The sequence below is a fragment of the Streptomyces sp. PKA51 genome (genome assembly GCF_057552455.1).
Window position 1 is genome coordinate 41853 of sequence record NZ_BAAJPZ010000022.1, and the last position, 16644, is coordinate 58496.

Sequence of the window (16644 nt, forward strand, 5' to 3'; positions counted from 1 at the left end):
CCCGTCCGGTGCATACGACCCGCCGCCTGCGACCGCCGCACACGACCACCGCATGCGAAAGGGCCCCGCACACCGTGTCGGTGTGCGGGGCCCTCCGGGGTTCGCCGGGGCGAGCCCTTACTGGTTCTGGTTCTCGCCGCGGTAGAACTCGAACACCCAGCCGAAGAGGCCGACCAGGATGATCGGTGCCGAGAAGTACATGAGCCACCAGCCGAAGCAGATGCTCATGAAGGCGAGGGCACCACCGACGGCCAGGGAGAGCGGCTGCCAGCTGTGCGGGGCGAAGAAGCCCAGCTCACCGGCGTCGTCGGCAACGTCGGCCTCCTTGTTGTCCTGCGCACCGGCGTCCACCCGGCGTGCGGTGAACGCCAGGTAGTAGCCGACCATGACGCACAGACCGAAGGCCATGAACAGCGCGGTGGTACCGGCCACCTCCTTCGACCACACGCCGTAGACGACCGCCATGGCGAGGATGAAGAGGGACAGCCACAGGAACATCCGGCCCTGGATCTTCACTTGCCGGCCTCCTTGCCGCCCGCGAGGGCCTTCTCGCCCGCGAGGTTCTCTTCGAGCTCGAGGGCCGCGATCTCCGGGTGGTGCAGGTCGAACGCCGGGGATTCGGAGCGGATCCGCGGCAGGGTGAGGAAGTTGTGCCGCGGCGGCGGGCAGGAGGTCGCCCACTCCAGCGAACGGCCGTAGCCCCACGGGTCGTCGACCTCGACCTTCTTGCCGTACTTGGCGGTCTTCCAGACGTTGTAGAAGAACGGCAGGATCGACAGGCCCAGCAGGAAGGAGCTGATGGTCGAGATGGTGTTCAGCGTGGTGAAGCCGTCGGAGGCCAGGTAGTCGGCGTAACGGCGCGGCATGCCCTCGGCACCCAGCCAGTGCTGGACGAGGAAGGTGCCGTGGAAGCCGACGAACAGCGTCCAGAAGGTGATCTTGCCCAGGCGCTCGTCCAGCATCTTGCCCGTGAACTTCGGCCACCAGAAGTGGAAGCCGGAGAACATCGCGAAGACCACGGTGCCGAAGATGACGTAGTGGAAGTGCGCGACGACGAAGTACGAGTCGGAGACGTGGAAGTCCATCGGGGGCGAGGCCAGGATGACGCCGGTCAGACCACCGAAGGTGAAGGTGATCAGGAAGCCGACGGCCCACAGCATCGGGGTCTCGAAGGACAACGAGCCCTTCCACATGGTGCCGATCCAGTTGAAGAACTTCACACCGGTCGGGACCGCGATCAGGAAGGTCATGAAGGAGAAGAACGGCAGCAGCACACCACCGGTGACGTACATGTGGTGCGCCCACACGGTCACCGACAGACCCGCGATCGAGATCGTCGCCGCGATCAGACCCCAGTAACCGAACATCGGCTTGCGGGAGAAGACCGGGATGACCTCGGAAATGATGCCGAAGAACGGCAGGGCGATGATGTACACCTCGGGATGGCCGAAGAACCAGAAGAGGTGCTGCCACAACAGGGCACCGCCGTTGGCGGCGTCGAAGACGTGGGCCCCGAACTTGCGGTCCGCCTCCAGGGCGAACAGCGCGGCCGCGAGCACCGGGAAGGCCAGCAGGACCAGCACACCGGTCAGCAGCACGTTCCAGGTGAAGATCGGCATGCGGAACATCGTCATGCCCGGCGCGCGCATGCAGATGATCGTGGTGATGAAGTTGACCGAACCGAGGATCGTGCCGAAGCCGGAGAAGGCCAGACCCATGATCCACATGTCGGCGCCGACGCCCGGCGAGCGGACCGCGTCCGACAGCGGGGAGTAGGCGAACCATCCGAAGTCGGCCGCACCCTGCGGGGTGAGGAAGCCGGCCACCGCGATCAGCGAGCCGAACAGGTAGAGCCAGTAGGCGAACATGTTCAGCCGCGGGAACGCCACGTCGGGCGCGCCGATCTGCAGCGGCATGATCCAGTTCGCGAAACCGGCGAACAGCGGCGTCGCGAACATCAGCAGCATGATCGTGCCGTGCATCGTGAACGCCTGGTTGAACTGCTCGTTCGACATGATCTGCGTGCCGGGACGGGCCAGCTCGGCGCGCATGAGGAGCGCCATGAGGCCGCCGATGCAGAAGAACGCGAACGACGTGACCAGGTAGAGCGTGCCGATGGTCTTGTGGTCAGTGGTGGTGAGCCACTTGATCACCTGATTGCCCGGCTGCTTCTGGCGTACGGGTGGTGCTGCCGTGGCTGTTGCGGCGGCGGCACCCTGGGGTTCGTTGAGGATGCTCACTTGTTCTTGGTCTCCGCGTTCTTCGCGTGATCCGTCTGCGCGATGCCCGCCGGCTGGTAGCCGGTCTGACCCTTTGCCGCCAGCTCCTTCAGGTGCGCCCGGTACCGCTCGGGGGAGACGACCTTGACGTTGAAGAGCATCCGGGAGTGGTCCTGGCCGCAGAGCTCGGCGCACTTGCCCAGGAAGGTGCCCTCCTTGTTGGGGGTCACCGTGAAGCTGTTGGTGTGGCCCGGGATGACGTCCTGCTTCATCAGGAACGGCACCACCCAGAAGGAGTGGATGACGTCGCGCGAGGTGAGGACGAACTGGACGGTCTCACCCTTGGGGAGCCACAGGGTCGGGCCCGGGTTGCCCGTCTGCGGGTTGCGGTCGCCGGGGATGCCGACCTCGTAGACGCCCTCCGCGCCCTGCGGTGCCTTGCTCAGGAACCGGTCCGGGATCGCGTCGAGCTCCTTGTTCTCGCGGAGCGGCTTGGCCGGGGTGGCCGTGTTGCCGTCGACGTTCTCCATGTAGTTGAACGCCCAGCTCCACTGGAAGCCCACCACGTTGATGACGTGCTGCGGCTTGTCAGGGTTCGTCAGGAGCTTGTTCTCATCGCGCGCGGTGAAGTAGAAGAGCACCGACACGATGATGATCGGGACCACGGTGTACAGCGCCTCGATGGGCATGTTGTACCGGGTCTGCTTGGGAATCTCCACCTTCGACCTGCTGCGCCGGTGGAAGATGACGCTCCAGATGATCAGGCCCCACACCAGGACACCGATCGCCAGAGCGGCGGCCCAGGAGCCCTGCCAGAGGGAGAGGATCCGCGGCGCCTCTTCCGTGACGGGCGTTGGCATGCCGAGGCGGGGGAAGTCCTTCGATGTGCAACCGGTGGCGGTCGCCAGGACAGCGCCCGCGGCCAGCGCCTGCAGCAGCTTCCGCCGCACCGGGCGCCGCGACGAGCGGTCGGAGCCGTTGGGACTCACGTAGCGCCTTCCCGAGAGTCTCGCCCGTGCGGCCGGCTGCGGCCGTCTCGCTGGTCGGTCGCCGGCCCGCTGCGGGCAGGGGTTTGGATGTTTATGCGGACCAAACCCTACTGGACGCTATCTGGGGCCGCGCGGGGAGGGTGCCCAACGCGCCGGTCCGGTCCCCGAAGGGGTGGAATCTGCAGCTCCGGAGCCCTTCCGGCACTCCGTCAGACGCCCGGCCGGGCAGGCTCCGACTCCGCCGGCGATGGGGTTAGCGTTCCCCTCGTGCCCTACTTCGACGCCGCCTCCTCCGCCCCCCTGCACCCGGTCGCCCGCCAGGCGCTGCTGGCCGCCCTCGACGAGGGCTGGGCCGACCCCACCCGCCTGTACCGGGAGGGCCGGCGCGCCCGGCTGCTGCTGGACGCCGCCCGCGAGACGGCCGCGGAAGCCGTGGGCTGTCGACCGGACGAACTGGTTTTCACCCCATCGGGTACGCGCGCCCTGCACGACGGCATCGCCGGCGCCCTCGCCGGACGCCGCCGGGTCGGCCGCCATCTGGTCGTCTCCGCCGTCGAACACTCCGCCGTGCTGCACTCCGGCGCCGCACTCGAAGCGGCCGGCGGCACCGTGACCGAGGTCCCCGTCGACCGTCACGGGCGCGTCCGTACGGACGAGTGGGTCGCCGCCCTGCGCCCCGACACCGCCCTCGCCGCCCTGCAGTCCGCCAACCACGAGGTCGGCACCCGCCAGCCGGTGGCCGAGGCGGCCCGGGCCTGCCGGGAGGCGGGCGTACCACTGCTGGTCGACGCGGCCCAGTCGCTCGGCTGGGGCCCGGTCGAGGAGGGCTGGTCGCTGCTGACCGCCAGCGCCCACAAGTGGGGCGGCCCGCCCGGGGTCGGCCTGCTGGCCGTGCGCAAGGGAACCCGCTTCGCCCTGCCGGGCCCGGCCGACGAGCGGGAGAACGGACGCGCCCCCGGCTACCCCGACATCCCCGCCGTCGTCGCGGCCGCCGCCTCGCTGCGCGCCGTGCGCGCGGAGGCCGCCGCGGAGGACGCCCGGCTGCGCGTCCTGGTCGACCACGTCCGCGAGCGGGTCGCGCAGCTCGTCCCCGACGTGGAGGTGGTCGGCGACCCGGTGCACCGGCTGCCGCACCTGGTCACGTTCTCCTGCCTGTACGTCGACGGCGAGACGCTGCTGCACGCCCTGGACCGCGCGGGCTTCTCCGTCTCCTCCGGCTCCTCCTGCACCTCCAGCACGCTGGAGCCGAGCCATGTGCTGCGGGCGATGGGGGTGCTGTCGGAGGGCAACGTACGGGTGTCGCTGCCGCGCGGCACGACGGCGGCGGAGGTCGACGCCTTCCTCACCGCGCTGCCGGGCATCGTGGCCGGGGTGCGGGAGCAGTTGGGGGCGCCGACGGGGGCATCGGCGGCCGTCTCCCCCGCCGGCGAGGAGCTGGTCGTCGACTCGCTCGGCAAGCGGTGCCCGATTCCGGTGATCGAGCTGGCGAAGGTGATCGGCGACGTGCCGGTCGGGGGGCTGGTGACGGTGCTCTCCGACGACGAGGCGGCGCGCCTCGACATCCCGGCGTGGTGCGAGATGCGCGGGCAGGAGTACGTCGGCGAGCGCGCCGCCGAGCGCGGCGTGGCCTACACGGTGCGCCGCCGCGCCTGACGGCACCCCGTAGGGGCGCGGGGCAGGGCCGATGTGCGGCTGCCGCCGCGTGGCGCGCCAGGCCACGACGCGCCCGCAGGTCGGACGGCGCGTCCGCTGCGGGCCGTCGGTGGCCGATCGCGCCCACGCGGCGGCAGCCGCAGATCGGCCCTGCCCCGCGCCCCTTCGGGGCGCCGGGTGGGGGCGGAGCCCCAGGGCTCACGCCAGGTGCTTGCGCACCTCGGTGGCGGCGTCCTCGCCGTACGCCTTGGTGAAGCGCTCCATGAAGTGGCCGCGCCGCAGCTCGTACTCCTGGGTGCCCAGGGTCTCGATGACGAGCGTCGCCAGCATGCAGCCCAGCTGGGCCGAGCGCTCCAGCGGCAGCTCCCACGTCAGGCCGGCCAGGAAGCCCGCGCGGAAGGCGTCGCCCACGCCGGTCGGGTCGACCTTGGCCTCCTCCTGCGGGACGCCGACCTCGACGACCGGCTCGCCGCGCCGCTCGATGCGCACGCCGCGCGAGCCGAGGGTGGTGATGCGGGTGCCGACGCGCTCGAGGATCTCCTCGCCCGTCCAGCCCGTCTTGGACTCGATGAGCGCCTTCTCGTACTCGTTGTTGAACAGGTACTTCGCCCCGTCGACCAGCACCCGGATGTCGTCGCCGTCCATGCGGGCGAGCTGCTGGGAGGGGTCGGCGGCGAAGGGGATGCCCCGGGTGCGGCACTCCTCGGTGTGGCGCAGCATCGCCTCGGGGTCGTCGGCGCCGATGAGGACGAGGTCCAGGCCGCCGACGCGGTCGGCCACCGGCTGCAGCTCGATCTGGCGGGCCTCGCTCATGGCGCCGGTGTAGAAGGACGCGATCTGGTTGTGGTCGGTGTCCGTGGTGCAGACGAACCGCGCGGTGTGCAGGACCTCGGAGATGTGCACGGAGGCGGTGTCGACGCCATGCCGGTCGAGCCAAGCGCGGTAGTCGGCGAAGTCGTTGCCGGCGGCGCCGACGAGGACGGGCCGCAGGCCCAGCAGGCCCATGCCGAAGCAGATGTTGGGACCGACGCCGCCGCGGCGCACGTCGAGTTCGTCGACGAGGAAGGAGAGGGAGACGGTGTGCAGCTGGTCCGCCACGAGCTGGTCGGCGAAGCGGCCGGGGAAGGTCATCAGGTGGTCGGTGGCGATGGAGCCGGTGACAGCGATACGCACGGAGGGTCTGCTCCCTGAGGGCGTGGGACGGGGACATGGCTGAGCATGACGAGCCATCCCACGTTACCGGTTCGTGGGAAGACGACCGGGTCCGGTTCTCGCCGCTCCGTGCATAAATCTACCTAATAGTAGGTCTTTCACGGCACGCCGTCGCGTGCGTACGGTGCGGGTATGCCGAAGACTGTGAAGGACGTCACACCACCCCGGGAGCCGGGTTCGCTGGCCGAGCTGTGCCGCTGCTGCGCCCGGATGGCCCCGGAGTGGGGCGCCCCCCGGGACCCCGGGGGGCGGGGTGCCGCCGAGCGGACGCCGCTGTCGCTCATCCACGGGATCTCGGTACCCGCGCGCTCGGCCCGGCTGCTGGACGCGATGGCGGAGTACGGCGACTGACGACGCGGTCCCGCACCGGGTGGAACCGGCGGCTCCTGCGCCCCGTCCAAGTGGCGTCCCCTTCCCGGGGGATGCGGCAGTACTTCACTTTGAGCGGAGCGAAGGAGCGATGCGGTGAGCACCGAGGGCACCGAGCGCACCGGGGACGGCCCGGCGGACGACGGCACCGGCACCCGGCGGCGGCGATCGCCGCTGGTGGTGGCGTCGGTGGCGGCGGCCGTCCTGCTGGCCGGTGGCGGCGCCGCGTACTGGGCGTCCACGGCCTCGGAGGGCGGCGGCGCCCCGGCGCCCGCGACCGGCGGCAACAGCAGCACCCCACCACCCCTGGCCCTGGACGGCTTCGGCGCCCGGACGAGCCCGGGCGGGCCCTCGCAGGGCATCGCGCCGGGCGAGCCGGACCCGCACGGCGTGCTCTACCGGGCGGCGGGCAGGCTGCCGGACGGGCCGCGCAGCGCCGCCGTCCGGCTGCCGGCCCGCGAGGTGACCGCCGACCAGGTGGCCGCCCTGGCCAAGGCGCTGGGAATCTCCGGTACGCCCCGGCAGGCCGGCGACACCTGGACGGTGGGCGGCACCCCGGACGCGGCGGGGCCCACGCTGCAGGTGGCCCGGCAGGGGCCGGGCAGCTGGGCGTACACGCGCTACGGCGTGCCGGGCGGCGCGCACTGCGAGCACCCGCCGGGCGCGGGCCCGCGGCAGGAGCCCGAGGGGCCCGGGGCGAAGTGCCCCTCCTTCAAGGAGGGTTCGCCCCCGCCGCCGGACCCCGCCGCCGCGCAGCCGGTGTCGGAGGACACGGCGCGCAGGGCCGCGGCGCCCGTACTGAAGGCCCTGGGCCAGGAGGGGGCGAGGACGGACGCCGGCAAGGTCTTCGGCGCCCTGCGCACGGTGACCGCCGATCCGGTGGTGGGCTCGCTGCCCACCTACGGCTGGCAGACGACGTTGCAGATCGGTGCGGACGGCAAGGTGGCCTCGGGCAACGGGCAGCTGCAGCTGCCGCCGGCGGGGGCGACGTACCCGCTGGTGACCGCGCAGCAGGCGCTCGACGAGCTGAACAAGGGGGCCGGCACCGGCCGTCCGACGACCGGCGGCTGCGCGACGGCGGTCCCGTTCCGGCAGGACGGCCCGGCCCCGGACGCCGGGTGCCCGACACCGCCCGGCAAGGGCCCGGAGCCGGCGACGGTGCGCGGGGCGACGTTCGCGCTGTCGGCGCAGTCCGTGGGGGGCCGGCCGGCGCTGGTGCCCTCGTGGCTGTTCACGGTGGAGATGCCCGGCATGCCCAAGGGCGGCACGATCACGGTCGCCCAGCCGGCGATCGATCCGCAGTACATCGCCGGGCAGGGCCCCGGCGGCGCGGCGCCGTCCGGCGGCTCCGCGTCGGCGCCCGCGAAGTCGGGGCCGGTGCGGGTGGAGTCGTACACGCCGGCCGACGGCGGCAGGAAGCTCGTCCTGCACTTCTGGGGCGGGGTGTGCAGCACCTACGCGGCCTCGGCCGAGCAGTCGGAGCGGGCGGTGACGGTCAAGGTCACCGCGACCGAGAAGGATCCGGGCCGCTACTGCGTCCTGATGCTCAAGCGCTTCGACGCGACGGTCTCGCTGGACGAGCCGCTGGGCGACCGGTCGGTGGTGGACCTGACGACGGGCGCCAAGGTGAACGCGCTGCAGGAGAAGTGACGGCGGGAGAAGGAGCAGAAGGGCGGCACCCCCGAGGGGTGCCGCCCTTCCTCACGTCAGGCGTTCGGCCGGCTCAGCTGAACGAGTCGCCGCAGGCGCAGGAGCCGGTGGCGTTGGGGTTGTCGATCGTGAAGCCCTGCTTCTCGATGGTGTCGACGAAGTCGATGGAGGCACCGCCCAGGTACGGGGCGCTCATGCGGTCGGTGACGACCTTGACGCCGTCGAAGTCCTTGACGACATCGCCGTCGAGCGAGCGCTCGTCGAAGAAGAGCTGGTAGCGCAGACCGGAGCAGCCACCGGGCTGGACGGCGACACGCAGGGCGAGGTCGTCCCGGCCCTCCTGCTCCAGCAGGCTCTTGACCTTGGCGGCCGCGGCGTCGGACAGGAGGATGCCGTCGCTCACAGTGGTCTTCTCGTCCTGAACGGACATCTGCTTCACTCCCGGGTCTTGGTACGGGTGCGGACTGCTTGCTTACGCCAGCAACCGACGTGGTCCCGGATTCATTCCGGGTTACGGGTGTCCACACGGTGACGCCCGCCTTTCATGCTCGCACACCCGTCGCCGGATCGGGAATGCGTCACATTGACGCGAGCGGCATCGTCAAACTGACACGAAGCGGTTATGATAGATAGCGTCAAATTGACGATTAGGCCCCACCGGGCGTCTGCAGAAAGAAAGGGTGCGTGTCGTGACCACCGCCCAGCCCCTGGAGTTCCAGGACCCCTCCGCCTCGCCGCTCGCCCTGCTGCTGCTCGGCCGTGAGGCCGACCCGAAGAGCGAGCGCGGCGTGGAGTGCCCCGGCGACCTGCCGGCACCGTCCGACCCGGACCTGGTGGAGCGGGCCCGGGCGGCCAAGGCGCGGCTCGGGGACAAGGTCTTCGTCCTGGGCCACCACTACCAGCGCGACGAGGTCATCCAGTTCGCGGACGTGACCGGCGACTCCTTCAAGCTGGCGCGCGATGCGGCCGCCCGGCCGGACGCGGAGTACATCGTCTTCTGCGGTGTGCACTTCATGGCCGAGTCGGCCGACATCCTCACCTCCGACGCCCAGCAGGTCATCCTGCCGGACCTGGCCGCCGGCTGCTCCATGGCCGACATGGCCACCGCCGAGCAGGTCGCCGAGTGCTGGGACGTGCTGACCGAGGCCGGCATAGCCGAGGTGACGGTCCCCGTCTCGTACATGAACTCCTCCGCCGACATCAAGGCCTTCACCGGCAAGCACGGCGGCACCATCTGCACCTCCTCCAACGCCGAGCGGGCCCTGAAGTGGGCGTTCGAGCAGGGCGAGAAGGTGCTCTTCCTGCCCGACCAGCACCTGGGCCGCAACACCGCGGTGCGCGACATGGGCATGTCGCTGGAGGACTGCGTCCTCTACAACCCGCACAAGCCGAACGGCGGCCTGACCGTCGAGGAGCTGCGCGCGGCCAAGATGATCCTGTGGCGCGGCCACTGCTCCGTCCACGGCCGCTTCTCGCTGAACTCGGTCGAGGACGTGCGCGAGCGCATCCCGGGCGTGAACGTCCTGGTGCACCCCGAGTGCCGGCACGAGGTCGTCGCGGCGGCCGACTACGTCGGCTCCACGGAGTACATCATCAAGACGCTGGAGGCCGCCCCGGCCGGCTCGAAGTGGGCCATCGGTACGGAGCTGAACCTGGTCCGGCGCCTGGCGAACCGATTCGCCGACCAGGGCAAGGAGATCGTCTTCCTCGACAAGACCGTCTGCTTCTGCTCCACCATGAACCGCATCGACCTGCCGCACCTGGTGTGGGCCCTGGAGTCCCTGGCCGACGGCAAGGTCGTCAACCGCATCGAGGTCGACCCCGAGGTCGCGAGCTTCTCCAAGCTCGCCCTGGAGCGGATGCTGGCCCTGCCGTAGCGGGCCGGCGAACGCAGAGGGCGGGGCGCTGCGTGCGCCCCGCCCTTTGCGTTCGCCCGGTGCTCACCCCGTGCCCGGCTGCACCAGGCCCGACTCGTAGGCGACCACCACCAGCTGGGCCCGGTCGCGCGCGCCCAGCTTGGCCATCGCGCGGTTCACATGCGTCTTGACGGTCAGCGGGCTCACCGCCAGCCGCTCGCCGATCTGGTCGTTCGACAGCCCCCGGGCCACCTGCACCAGCACCTCGCGCTCCCGCGCGGTCAGCCCCTCCAGGCCCGTCGGGCCCGGGCCCGACGGATCGTGCCCGGTGCCCTGCGGCTGCGCGAGGAACCGCGCGATCAGGCCCTTCGTCGCCGCCGGCGACAGCAGCGCCTCCCCCGCCGCCGCGATGCGTATCGCGGCCAGCAGCTCCTCCGGCTCCGCGCCCTTGCCCAGGAAGCCCGAGGCGCCGGCCCGCAGCGCCTGCACCACGTACTCGTCGGCCTCGAACGTCGTCAGCATCACCACCCGTACCGCCCCCAGCGCCGGATCGGCGCAGATCTCGCGCGTGGCGGCGAGCCCGTCCGTCCCCGGCATCCTGATGTCCATCAGCACCACGTCCGGCACGTGCGCACGCGCCAGGCGCACCGCCGCGGCACCGTCCGCCGCCTCCCCCACGACCCGCATGCCCGGCTCGGACTCGACCAGTACCTTGAACGCGCTGCGCAGCAGCGCCTGGTCGTCCGCCAGGACCACGGTGATCGGCTCAGTCATGCGGCTCAGCCTAGGGTCCGGCCGGCCCCTGCCCGTCCCGCACGGAGCGCGACTGCAGCGGCAGGACGGTACGCACCCGGAAGCCGGCCGCCACCGAGCCGCCCCGCGGGCCGGCCTCGCAGGTGCCGCCGAGCGCCGCGGCGCGCTCGCGCATGCCGATCAGGCCGTGCCCGCCCGGCGCCTCCTCGCCCTCCTCCGGCATCCTCCCGGGCGCCGGCCCGCCGGCCCCGCCGTCGTCCAGCACCGTCAGATCCAGCCGGTCCGCGCTGCGCAGCAGGGCGACCTCGGCGCGGGCGCCGGGGCCGGCGTGCTTGTGCACATTGGTCAGGGCCTCCTGCAGCACCCGGTAGGCGGTGAGGTCCACGGCCGCCGGCAGCGGCCCGACGACCGCGGCGGCCTTCGCCGCGCCCCGGCCGGTGCCGGGCCCGCCGGGCAGCGTGGAGGCGGCGACGACGTCGACGTGCAGGCCCACCCGGCCGAAGCCGTCGACGAGCTGGTCCAGCACACCGAGGCCGGGCGCCGGCTCGGTGGGCGCCTCGGGATCGCCGTACTGCCGCAGCAGCCCGACGGTGGCCCGTAACTCCTCCAGGGCCGAGCGGCCGGCCTCGCGGACGTGGGCCAGGGCCTGCCGGGCCTGGTCGGGGCGGCTGTCCATGACGTGCGAGGCCACCCCGGCCTGCACATTGACCAGCGCGATGTGGTGGGCGACGACGTCGTGCAGCTCACGGGCGATGCGCAGCCGCTCCTCGGCGACGCGGCGGCGGGCCTCCTCCTCGCGGGTGCGCTCGGCGCGCAGGGCGCGCTCCTCGACGGCGGCCACGTAGGCCCGGCGGCTGCGGACGGCGTCGCCGGCGGCACCGGCCAGCGCGGTCCAGGCCAGCAGGCCGAAGTTCTCCTGCGCGTACCAGGGCGGCGGCCCGAAGAACATGACGACGCCCGTCAGCACGGCGACCGTGCCGGCCACGATCCGCCAGGCGGTGGGGCGCTCGGTGCGGGCGGCGACCGTGTACAGGGCGACGGCGGCGCTCATGGCGATCTGCGTACGGGCCGGCCCGTCGTGGTCGGCGACCGTGGCCACGACCGTCAGCACGCATGTCAGGGCGAGGACGGCACGCGGCACCAGGCGCCGGGCGATCAGGCAGGCGGAGGCGGCCGCCGACAGCAGCACGAAACCGGCCGCCGGGATCCTGCGGTCGGGGTGCGGGCCGAGGTAGACGCCGATGAGGACGAGCGCGAAGACGACGACGGCCAGCAGGCCGTCGGCGGCGTACGGGTGGCTGCGCAGCCAGCGGTGCGGCCGGGCGAGGCCGGTGCCGGCGAGGGAGGTCATCGCGGGTCCCCTCCGGGGCCGTGGCGCGGGCGGTGAGCGCGTCGCGCCCCCGTCCCGGGCGGACGGGGGCGCGATGCGGTGGTCGAGGTCGTGCCGTGGGGCGCGGGCCGGGCGGCGGCGCGGTCACCCGGGGATGAGGCCGTCGTCGCTGAGCATCTCGCGGACCTCCGCCAGCGTGGCGTCGGGCCCGGGCAGGATCAGTTCGGACGGTTCGAGGGCGTCGTCGGGCAGCGGGCCGCCGAGGCGACGCACGGCGTCGAGCAGGGCGCCGAGGGTGCGGCGGAAGCCGGCCTCGTCACCGCCCTCCATCTCCTCCAGCAGCTCGTCGTCGAGCTTGTTGAGCTCGGCGAAGTGCGCGTCGTCGACCTTCCACTGGCCCTCCCCCATGATCCGTACGATCATGTCCGGCCTCCTCGGGTCAGCTCTTGTCGAAGCGCGGGCGGTCCTGGTGGTGGGCCTGCTGCGCCTGCTGACCGGCGCCGCCCTCGATGGCCTGGCGCTCGCCGCCACCGGCGAGCTCGGCCTTCATCCGCTGCAGTTCCAGCTCCACGTCCGAGCCGCCGGAGAGGCGGTCGAGCTCGGCGGTGAGGTCGTCCTTGGCCATGCCGGTCGGGTCGTCGAGCGCGCCGGAGGCGAGCAGCTCGTCGATGGCACCGGCCCGGGCCTGCATCTGGGCGGTCTTGTCCTCGGCACGCTGGATGGCCAGGCCCACGTCGCCCATCTCCTCGGAGATGCCGGAGAAGGCCTCGCCGATGCGGGTCTGGGCCTGGGCGGCGGTGTAGGTCGCCTTGATGGTCTCCTTCTTGGTGCGGAAGGCGTCCACCTTGGCCTGCAGGCGCTGGGAGGCGAGGGTGAGCTTCTCCTCCTCGCCCTGGAGGGTCTGGTGCTGCGTCTGCAGGTCGCTGACCTGCTGCTGGAGCGCCGCCCGGCGGGTGAGCGCCTCACGGGCCAGGTCCTCGCGGCCGAGGGCGAGCGCCTTGCGGCCCTGCTCCTCCAGCTTGGTCGACTGGCTCTGCAGCTGGCCCAGCTGCAGCTCCAGGCGCTTGCGGGACGTCGCGACGTCCGCGACCCCGCGGCGCACCTTCTGCAGCAGCTCCAGCTGCTTCTGGTACGAGTAGTCGAGGGTCTCGCGCGGGTCCTCGGCCCGGTCCAGGGCCTTGTTGGCCTTCGCGCGGAAGATCATCCCCATCCGCTTCATGACACCGCTCATGGGCCTCGCGCGCCCCCTTCTGACCGTCTAGCTCTCCGACCGACCGGGCGGACCGGCCAGGACTCCAGCACAACCTTGCAGAACCCACACTACGGGCCCTGCTTCCATTACCGCACTGTCCGAGCCCGGATGCGCTCCTCCTGCAGGACGATCGCGCAGCGCGTCGTCTCCGGCCCGAGGAGTAGTGGGCCCCCGGGGGCGGAAGGGGGCGCTCCGCGCCGGGCGTGCGCCCGTCGTTGCCGGATCGTGCCCGGGCGGGCCGGTGGGGCGCCGGGCGAAGGCCGTACCCTTGGGTTCCGTGTTCCGAAGCCGTTCGAAGGAAGCGCAGGCCACGTCGCCCCAGGTGAACGTGGACCGGCCCAAGCAGCCCCGTGACCCGCAGGCCCCCAAGGGCCGCCCCACGCCCAAGCGCAGCGAGACCGCCCGGCGGCGCAGCCTGGCCCACACGCCGGCCGACCGCAAGGAGGCCGGCAAGCGGGCCCGGGAGGCGCGCCGCGCCGACCTGGCCCGGCAGCGCGAGGCCCTGGCCAACGGCGACGAGCGCTACCTGCCCGTGCGCGACAAGGGCCCGGTGCGCGCCTACGCCCGCGACTTCGTCGACGCCCGCTACTCGGTGTCGGAGTTCTTCCTGCCGCTGGCGGTGCTGATCCTCGTCCTGAGCATGATCAACCGCGGGGCGTTCCAGGCGTACGTCCTGCTGGCCTGGCTCGTGGTCATCCTCGCGATCGTCCTGAACTCCGCCTACCTCGGCCTCACCCTCAAGCGCGCCCTCAAGCAGCGCTTCCCCGACGAGAACCTCAAGGGCGCCGTGCCCTACGCGCTGATGCGCACCCTCCAGATGCGCCGCCTGCGGCTGCCCAAGCCGAAGGTCAAGCGCGGGGAGAAGCGCTGAGCGGTTACGCCCCCGGCTTCGGCGGCGGCGCACAGGAGTGGCTGAGCTCGCTCGGGGGGCTACGGAACACCGTCCGTCAGGAGCTGCTCGCCCGGCAGGTCGACGAGCAGATATCCGCCCTCTTCCCGGTCGGCCGGCGCCTGCGCGTGCTCGACGTCGGCCCCGGCCAGGGCACCCAGGCGGTGCGGCTGGCCCGGGCCGGCCACGAGGTCACCGGCCTGGAGCGGGACCCGGCGATGATCACGGCCCTGGAGCGGGCCGTGGCCGCCGAACCACCCGGCATTCAGGAGCGCATGCGCATCGTGCGGGGTGACGGCCGGGAGGTCGGGGCCCACTTCCCGCCGGGCGCCTTCGACGTGGTGCTCTGCCACGGCGTGCTGATGTACGTGCCCGAGTCGGATCCCATGATCGCCGCACTGGCCCGCGTGCTCGCCCCCGGCGGGCTGCTGTCCCTGCTCGTGCGCAACGCCGACGCCCTGGCCCTGCGGCCGGGCCTGACCGGCGACTGGGACACCGCGCTCGCCGCCTTCGACTCGCCCCGCTACACCAACCGCCTGGGCCTCGCCGCCCGCGCCGACCGGCGCGAGGCGCTCACCGCGACCCTCACCGGCATCGGCACCCCGCTGCGCGCCTGGTACGGGGTGCGGGTCTTCACCGACCTCGCCCCCGACGACGGACCGGCCCCGGCCGCGGACGAGCTCCACCGGCTGCTCGCCGCCGAGGAGCGGGCCGGCCGCACCGACCCCTACCGGGCGGTCGCGGCCCTGCTGCACCTGTGCGGGGTGCGCGGCGGCTGACCCCGCCGCCGCGCACCGGCGCGACTCACTCCTCGGCGGCCGCGTGCAGGCTCATGGGGCCCTCGTAGACCTCGGTGTCGTCCTCGAAGAGCCGCACCTGGTCCGCGCCGCCCTCCAGCAGCGCCCGCCAGTGCTCGCCGAGCCAGGACTCCGCATCCCCCTGCGTGGTGAACTCCTCCGGCTCCACGCCGGGAGTCGTCCTCGTCCCGTCGGTCTTCTCGAACCGCCACGTCCACGCCATGTGCGCCTCCTGGGCATCGGGGGTCCCAGCGTATCGGCCGGACGAGAAAGGGTGAGCCCCGCGCGACCACCGGATCCGGACGCGAGACGATCAGTGATGTGGAACTGACTCTCCTCGGCACCGGCGCCCCCGACGGCCTGCCCCGCCCCGGCTGCCCCTGCGCCGCCTGCGCCTGCGCCACCGGCGAGGCGGCGCGGGCCGCGACGGCCCTGCTCGTCGACGACGCCCTGCTGCTCGACCTCACCCCGGGGCCGGTCTTCGCCGCCGCACGGGCGGGACGTTCCATCGCCGGCGTCCGGCAGGTGCTGCTCTCCCACCCGCACGACGGCCCCGCCGTCGAACTGCCCGACGGCCTGCCCGCGCCCGTCCGGGTGCCCGACGGGCGCGAGCTGTCGGTCATCAGCGGACACCGTGTGCGGGCCCTGGCCCTCGACGCGCCCGGTACGGGGTACGAGGTCACCGGCCCCGACGGGGAACGGCTGCTGTACCTGCCCCCCGGCGCGGCACCGGCCGGACTGGCCGCGGCGCCCCCCGCCCCGTACGCCATGGTCCTGCTGGACGTCGTCGGCCGCCCCGACGCCCTGGCCCGGCTGCGGGAGACCGGCGCCGTGGGGGCGACCACCGACGTCATCGCCGTCCACCTCGACCACGACGTGCCCCCGGGGCGCGAACTGCGCCGGCGCCTCGCCGCCGCCGGCGCCCGCGCCGTGCCCGACGGCACCACCCTCGTCGTCGGCGACTACCACGCCGTACCCGACGTGCCCCGCCGCACCCTCGTCACCGGCGGGGCCCGCTCCGGCAAATCCGTCGAGGCCGAACGGCGCCTGGAGTCCTTCCCCGACGTCCTCTACGTCGCCACCGGCGGCACCCGCGACGGCGACCGCGACTGGGCCGCCCGCGTGGCCCGCCACCGGGAACGCCGCCCGGGCTCCTGGCGCACGCTCGAAACCTGCGACCTGGTGCCGCTCCTCGCGGACGACGGCCCGCCCCTGCTGATCGACTGCCTGTCGCTGTGGCTGACCGACGCCATGGACACGGTCGGGGCATGGGACGACGGGACGTGGGCCGGCGGCGGGGCGGCGGCCCTGGCCGAGCGCGTGGGGGAGCTGGTGGCGGCGATACGGGAAACACGGCGGTCGGTGGTGCTCGTGACCAACGAGACCGGCTCCGGCGTGGTGCCCGCGACGGCAGCGGGACGCCGCTTCCGGGACGAGCTGGGCCGCCTGAACGCTGCGGTCGCCGACGAATGCGAGCACGTGGTGCTGGTGGTCGCGGGCCAGGCGCTGCCCCTGCGGGGCTAGGCCCGTAGGGGCGCGGGGAACTGCGCGACAAGCCACGACGCACCCGCAGGCGGAGTGCCGGGCTTCGGCTGCAGGCCGCCGGTGGCCGATCGCGCAGTTCCCCGCGCCCCTGACGGGGCGCTGCCCTAAAGACCGGGGGAAGCGCCCGCCG

At 72.9% G+C, this 16644-nt stretch carries 17 protein-coding genes; 7 read left to right on the plus strand and 10 right to left on the minus strand.

Annotated elements, in window-relative coordinates:
- Positions 1-117: 117 nt before the first annotated feature.
- From AC27L3_RS25160 to ctaC, 3 genes are read right to left on the minus strand one after another with little or no spacing between them, the layout of a single operon-like run.
- Positions 118-516 (minus strand): cytochrome c oxidase subunit 4, encoded by a 399-nt coding sequence (locus AC27L3_RS25160; protein WP_344439391.1) that lies wholly within the window; start codon positions 514-516, stop codon positions 118-120.
- On the minus strand, positions 513-2240 hold the full coding sequence (gene ctaD, locus AC27L3_RS25165; protein ID WP_344439393.1) for an aa3-type cytochrome oxidase subunit I: 1728 nt from the start codon (positions 2238-2240) through the stop codon (positions 513-515). Before ctaD ends, AC27L3_RS25160 begins: the two co-directional genes overlap by 4 nt.
- A complete protein-coding gene (gene ctaC, locus AC27L3_RS25170; RefSeq protein WP_344439395.1) occupies positions 2237-3208 on the minus strand; it encodes an aa3-type cytochrome oxidase subunit II in 972 nt (323 codons plus the stop codon). Before ctaC ends, ctaD begins: the two co-directional genes overlap by 4 nt.
- A gap of 267 nt (positions 3209-3475) precedes the next feature.
- Here ctaC and AC27L3_RS25175 point away from each other — a divergent pair, with 267 nt between their 5' ends.
- Entirely contained in the window at positions 3476-4861 is a 1386-nt protein-coding gene (locus tag AC27L3_RS25175; RefSeq protein WP_487236328.1) for an aminotransferase class V-fold PLP-dependent enzyme, read from the plus strand.
- Between the two features lie 198 nt (positions 4862-5059).
- On the opposite strand, the gene AC27L3_RS25180 is transcribed toward AC27L3_RS25175, so the two are convergent.
- Positions 5060-6034 (minus strand): carbohydrate kinase family protein, encoded by a 975-nt coding sequence (locus AC27L3_RS25180; RefSeq protein WP_487236329.1) that lies wholly within the window; start codon positions 6032-6034, stop codon positions 5060-5062.
- A 171-nt stretch (positions 6035-6205) separates the two neighbouring features.
- Here AC27L3_RS25180 and AC27L3_RS25185 point away from each other — a divergent pair, with 171 nt between their 5' ends.
- Together AC27L3_RS25185 and AC27L3_RS25190 are read left to right on the plus strand one after the other, a co-directional pair.
- A complete protein-coding gene (locus tag AC27L3_RS25185) occupies positions 6206-6424 on the plus strand; it encodes a hypothetical protein (RefSeq protein WP_487236330.1) in 219 nt (72 codons plus the stop codon).
- Between the two features lie 114 nt (positions 6425-6538).
- Positions 6539-8092: a hypothetical protein gene (locus AC27L3_RS25190; RefSeq protein WP_487236331.1), complete on the plus strand. Its 1554-nt coding sequence runs from the start codon at positions 6539-6541 to the stop codon at positions 8090-8092.
- Between the two features lie 73 nt (positions 8093-8165).
- Here AC27L3_RS25190 and erpA read toward each other — a convergent pair whose 3' ends face one another.
- The gene (erpA, locus tag AC27L3_RS25195) at positions 8166-8522 is read right to left on the minus strand and encodes an iron-sulfur cluster insertion protein ErpA (RefSeq protein ID WP_004946545.1); all 357 of its coding nucleotides are present in this window, start codon (positions 8520-8522) and stop codon (positions 8166-8168) included.
- Positions 8523-8781: 259 nt separating this feature from the next.
- On the opposite strand from erpA, the gene nadA reads away from it, so the two are divergent.
- Complete coding sequence (gene nadA, locus AC27L3_RS25200; RefSeq protein ID WP_487236332.1) at positions 8782-9969, plus strand: quinolinate synthase NadA; 1188 nt, start codon at positions 8782-8784, stop codon at positions 9967-9969.
- A 63-nt stretch (positions 9970-10032) separates the two neighbouring features.
- On the opposite strand, the gene AC27L3_RS25205 is transcribed toward nadA, so the two are convergent.
- The 4 genes from AC27L3_RS25205 to AC27L3_RS25220 all read right to left on the minus strand — a co-directional run bounded on the left by AC27L3_RS25205 (position 10033) and on the right by AC27L3_RS25220 (position 13262).
- The gene (locus tag AC27L3_RS25205) at positions 10033-10722 is read right to left on the minus strand and encodes a response regulator (protein WP_487236333.1); all 690 of its coding nucleotides are present in this window, start codon (positions 10720-10722) and stop codon (positions 10033-10035) included.
- Between the two features lie 10 nt (positions 10723-10732).
- Entirely contained in the window at positions 10733-12052 is a 1320-nt protein-coding gene (locus tag AC27L3_RS25210) for a sensor histidine kinase (protein ID WP_487236334.1), read from the minus strand.
- Between the two features lie 123 nt (positions 12053-12175).
- Positions 12176-12454 carry a PspA-associated protein PspAA gene (pspAA, locus tag AC27L3_RS25215; protein WP_487236335.1) on the minus strand — a complete coding sequence of 93 codons (279 nt, stop codon included), beginning with the start codon at positions 12452-12454 and terminating at the stop codon, positions 12176-12178.
- A 16-nt stretch (positions 12455-12470) separates the two neighbouring features.
- Positions 12471-13262 carry a PspA/IM30 family protein gene (locus AC27L3_RS25220; RefSeq protein WP_344439414.1) on the minus strand — a complete coding sequence of 264 codons (792 nt, stop codon included), beginning with the start codon at positions 13260-13262 and terminating at the stop codon, positions 12471-12473.
- Between the two features lie 298 nt (positions 13263-13560).
- On the opposite strand from AC27L3_RS25220, the gene AC27L3_RS25225 reads away from it, so the two are divergent.
- Positions 13561-14154 carry a DUF3043 domain-containing protein gene (locus tag AC27L3_RS25225; protein WP_487236336.1) on the plus strand — a complete coding sequence of 198 codons (594 nt, stop codon included), beginning with the start codon at positions 13561-13563 and terminating at the stop codon, positions 14152-14154.
- A gap of 41 nt (positions 14155-14195) precedes the next feature.
- Positions 14196-14951, plus strand: a complete 756-nt coding sequence (locus tag AC27L3_RS25230) for a methyltransferase domain-containing protein (protein WP_487236364.1) — start codon at positions 14196-14198, stop codon at positions 14949-14951.
- A gap of 25 nt (positions 14952-14976) precedes the next feature.
- On the opposite strand, the gene AC27L3_RS25235 is transcribed toward AC27L3_RS25230, so the two are convergent.
- Positions 14977-15192 (minus strand): hypothetical protein, encoded by a 216-nt coding sequence (locus AC27L3_RS25235; RefSeq protein ID WP_487236337.1) that lies wholly within the window; start codon positions 15190-15192, stop codon positions 14977-14979.
- A gap of 98 nt (positions 15193-15290) precedes the next feature.
- On the opposite strand from AC27L3_RS25235, the gene AC27L3_RS25240 reads away from it, so the two are divergent.
- Positions 15291-16493 carry a bifunctional adenosylcobinamide kinase/adenosylcobinamide-phosphate guanylyltransferase gene (locus AC27L3_RS25240; RefSeq protein ID WP_487236338.1) on the plus strand — a complete coding sequence of 401 codons (1203 nt, stop codon included), beginning with the start codon at positions 15291-15293 and terminating at the stop codon, positions 16491-16493.
- The last annotated feature ends 151 nt before the right edge of the window (positions 16494-16644 follow it).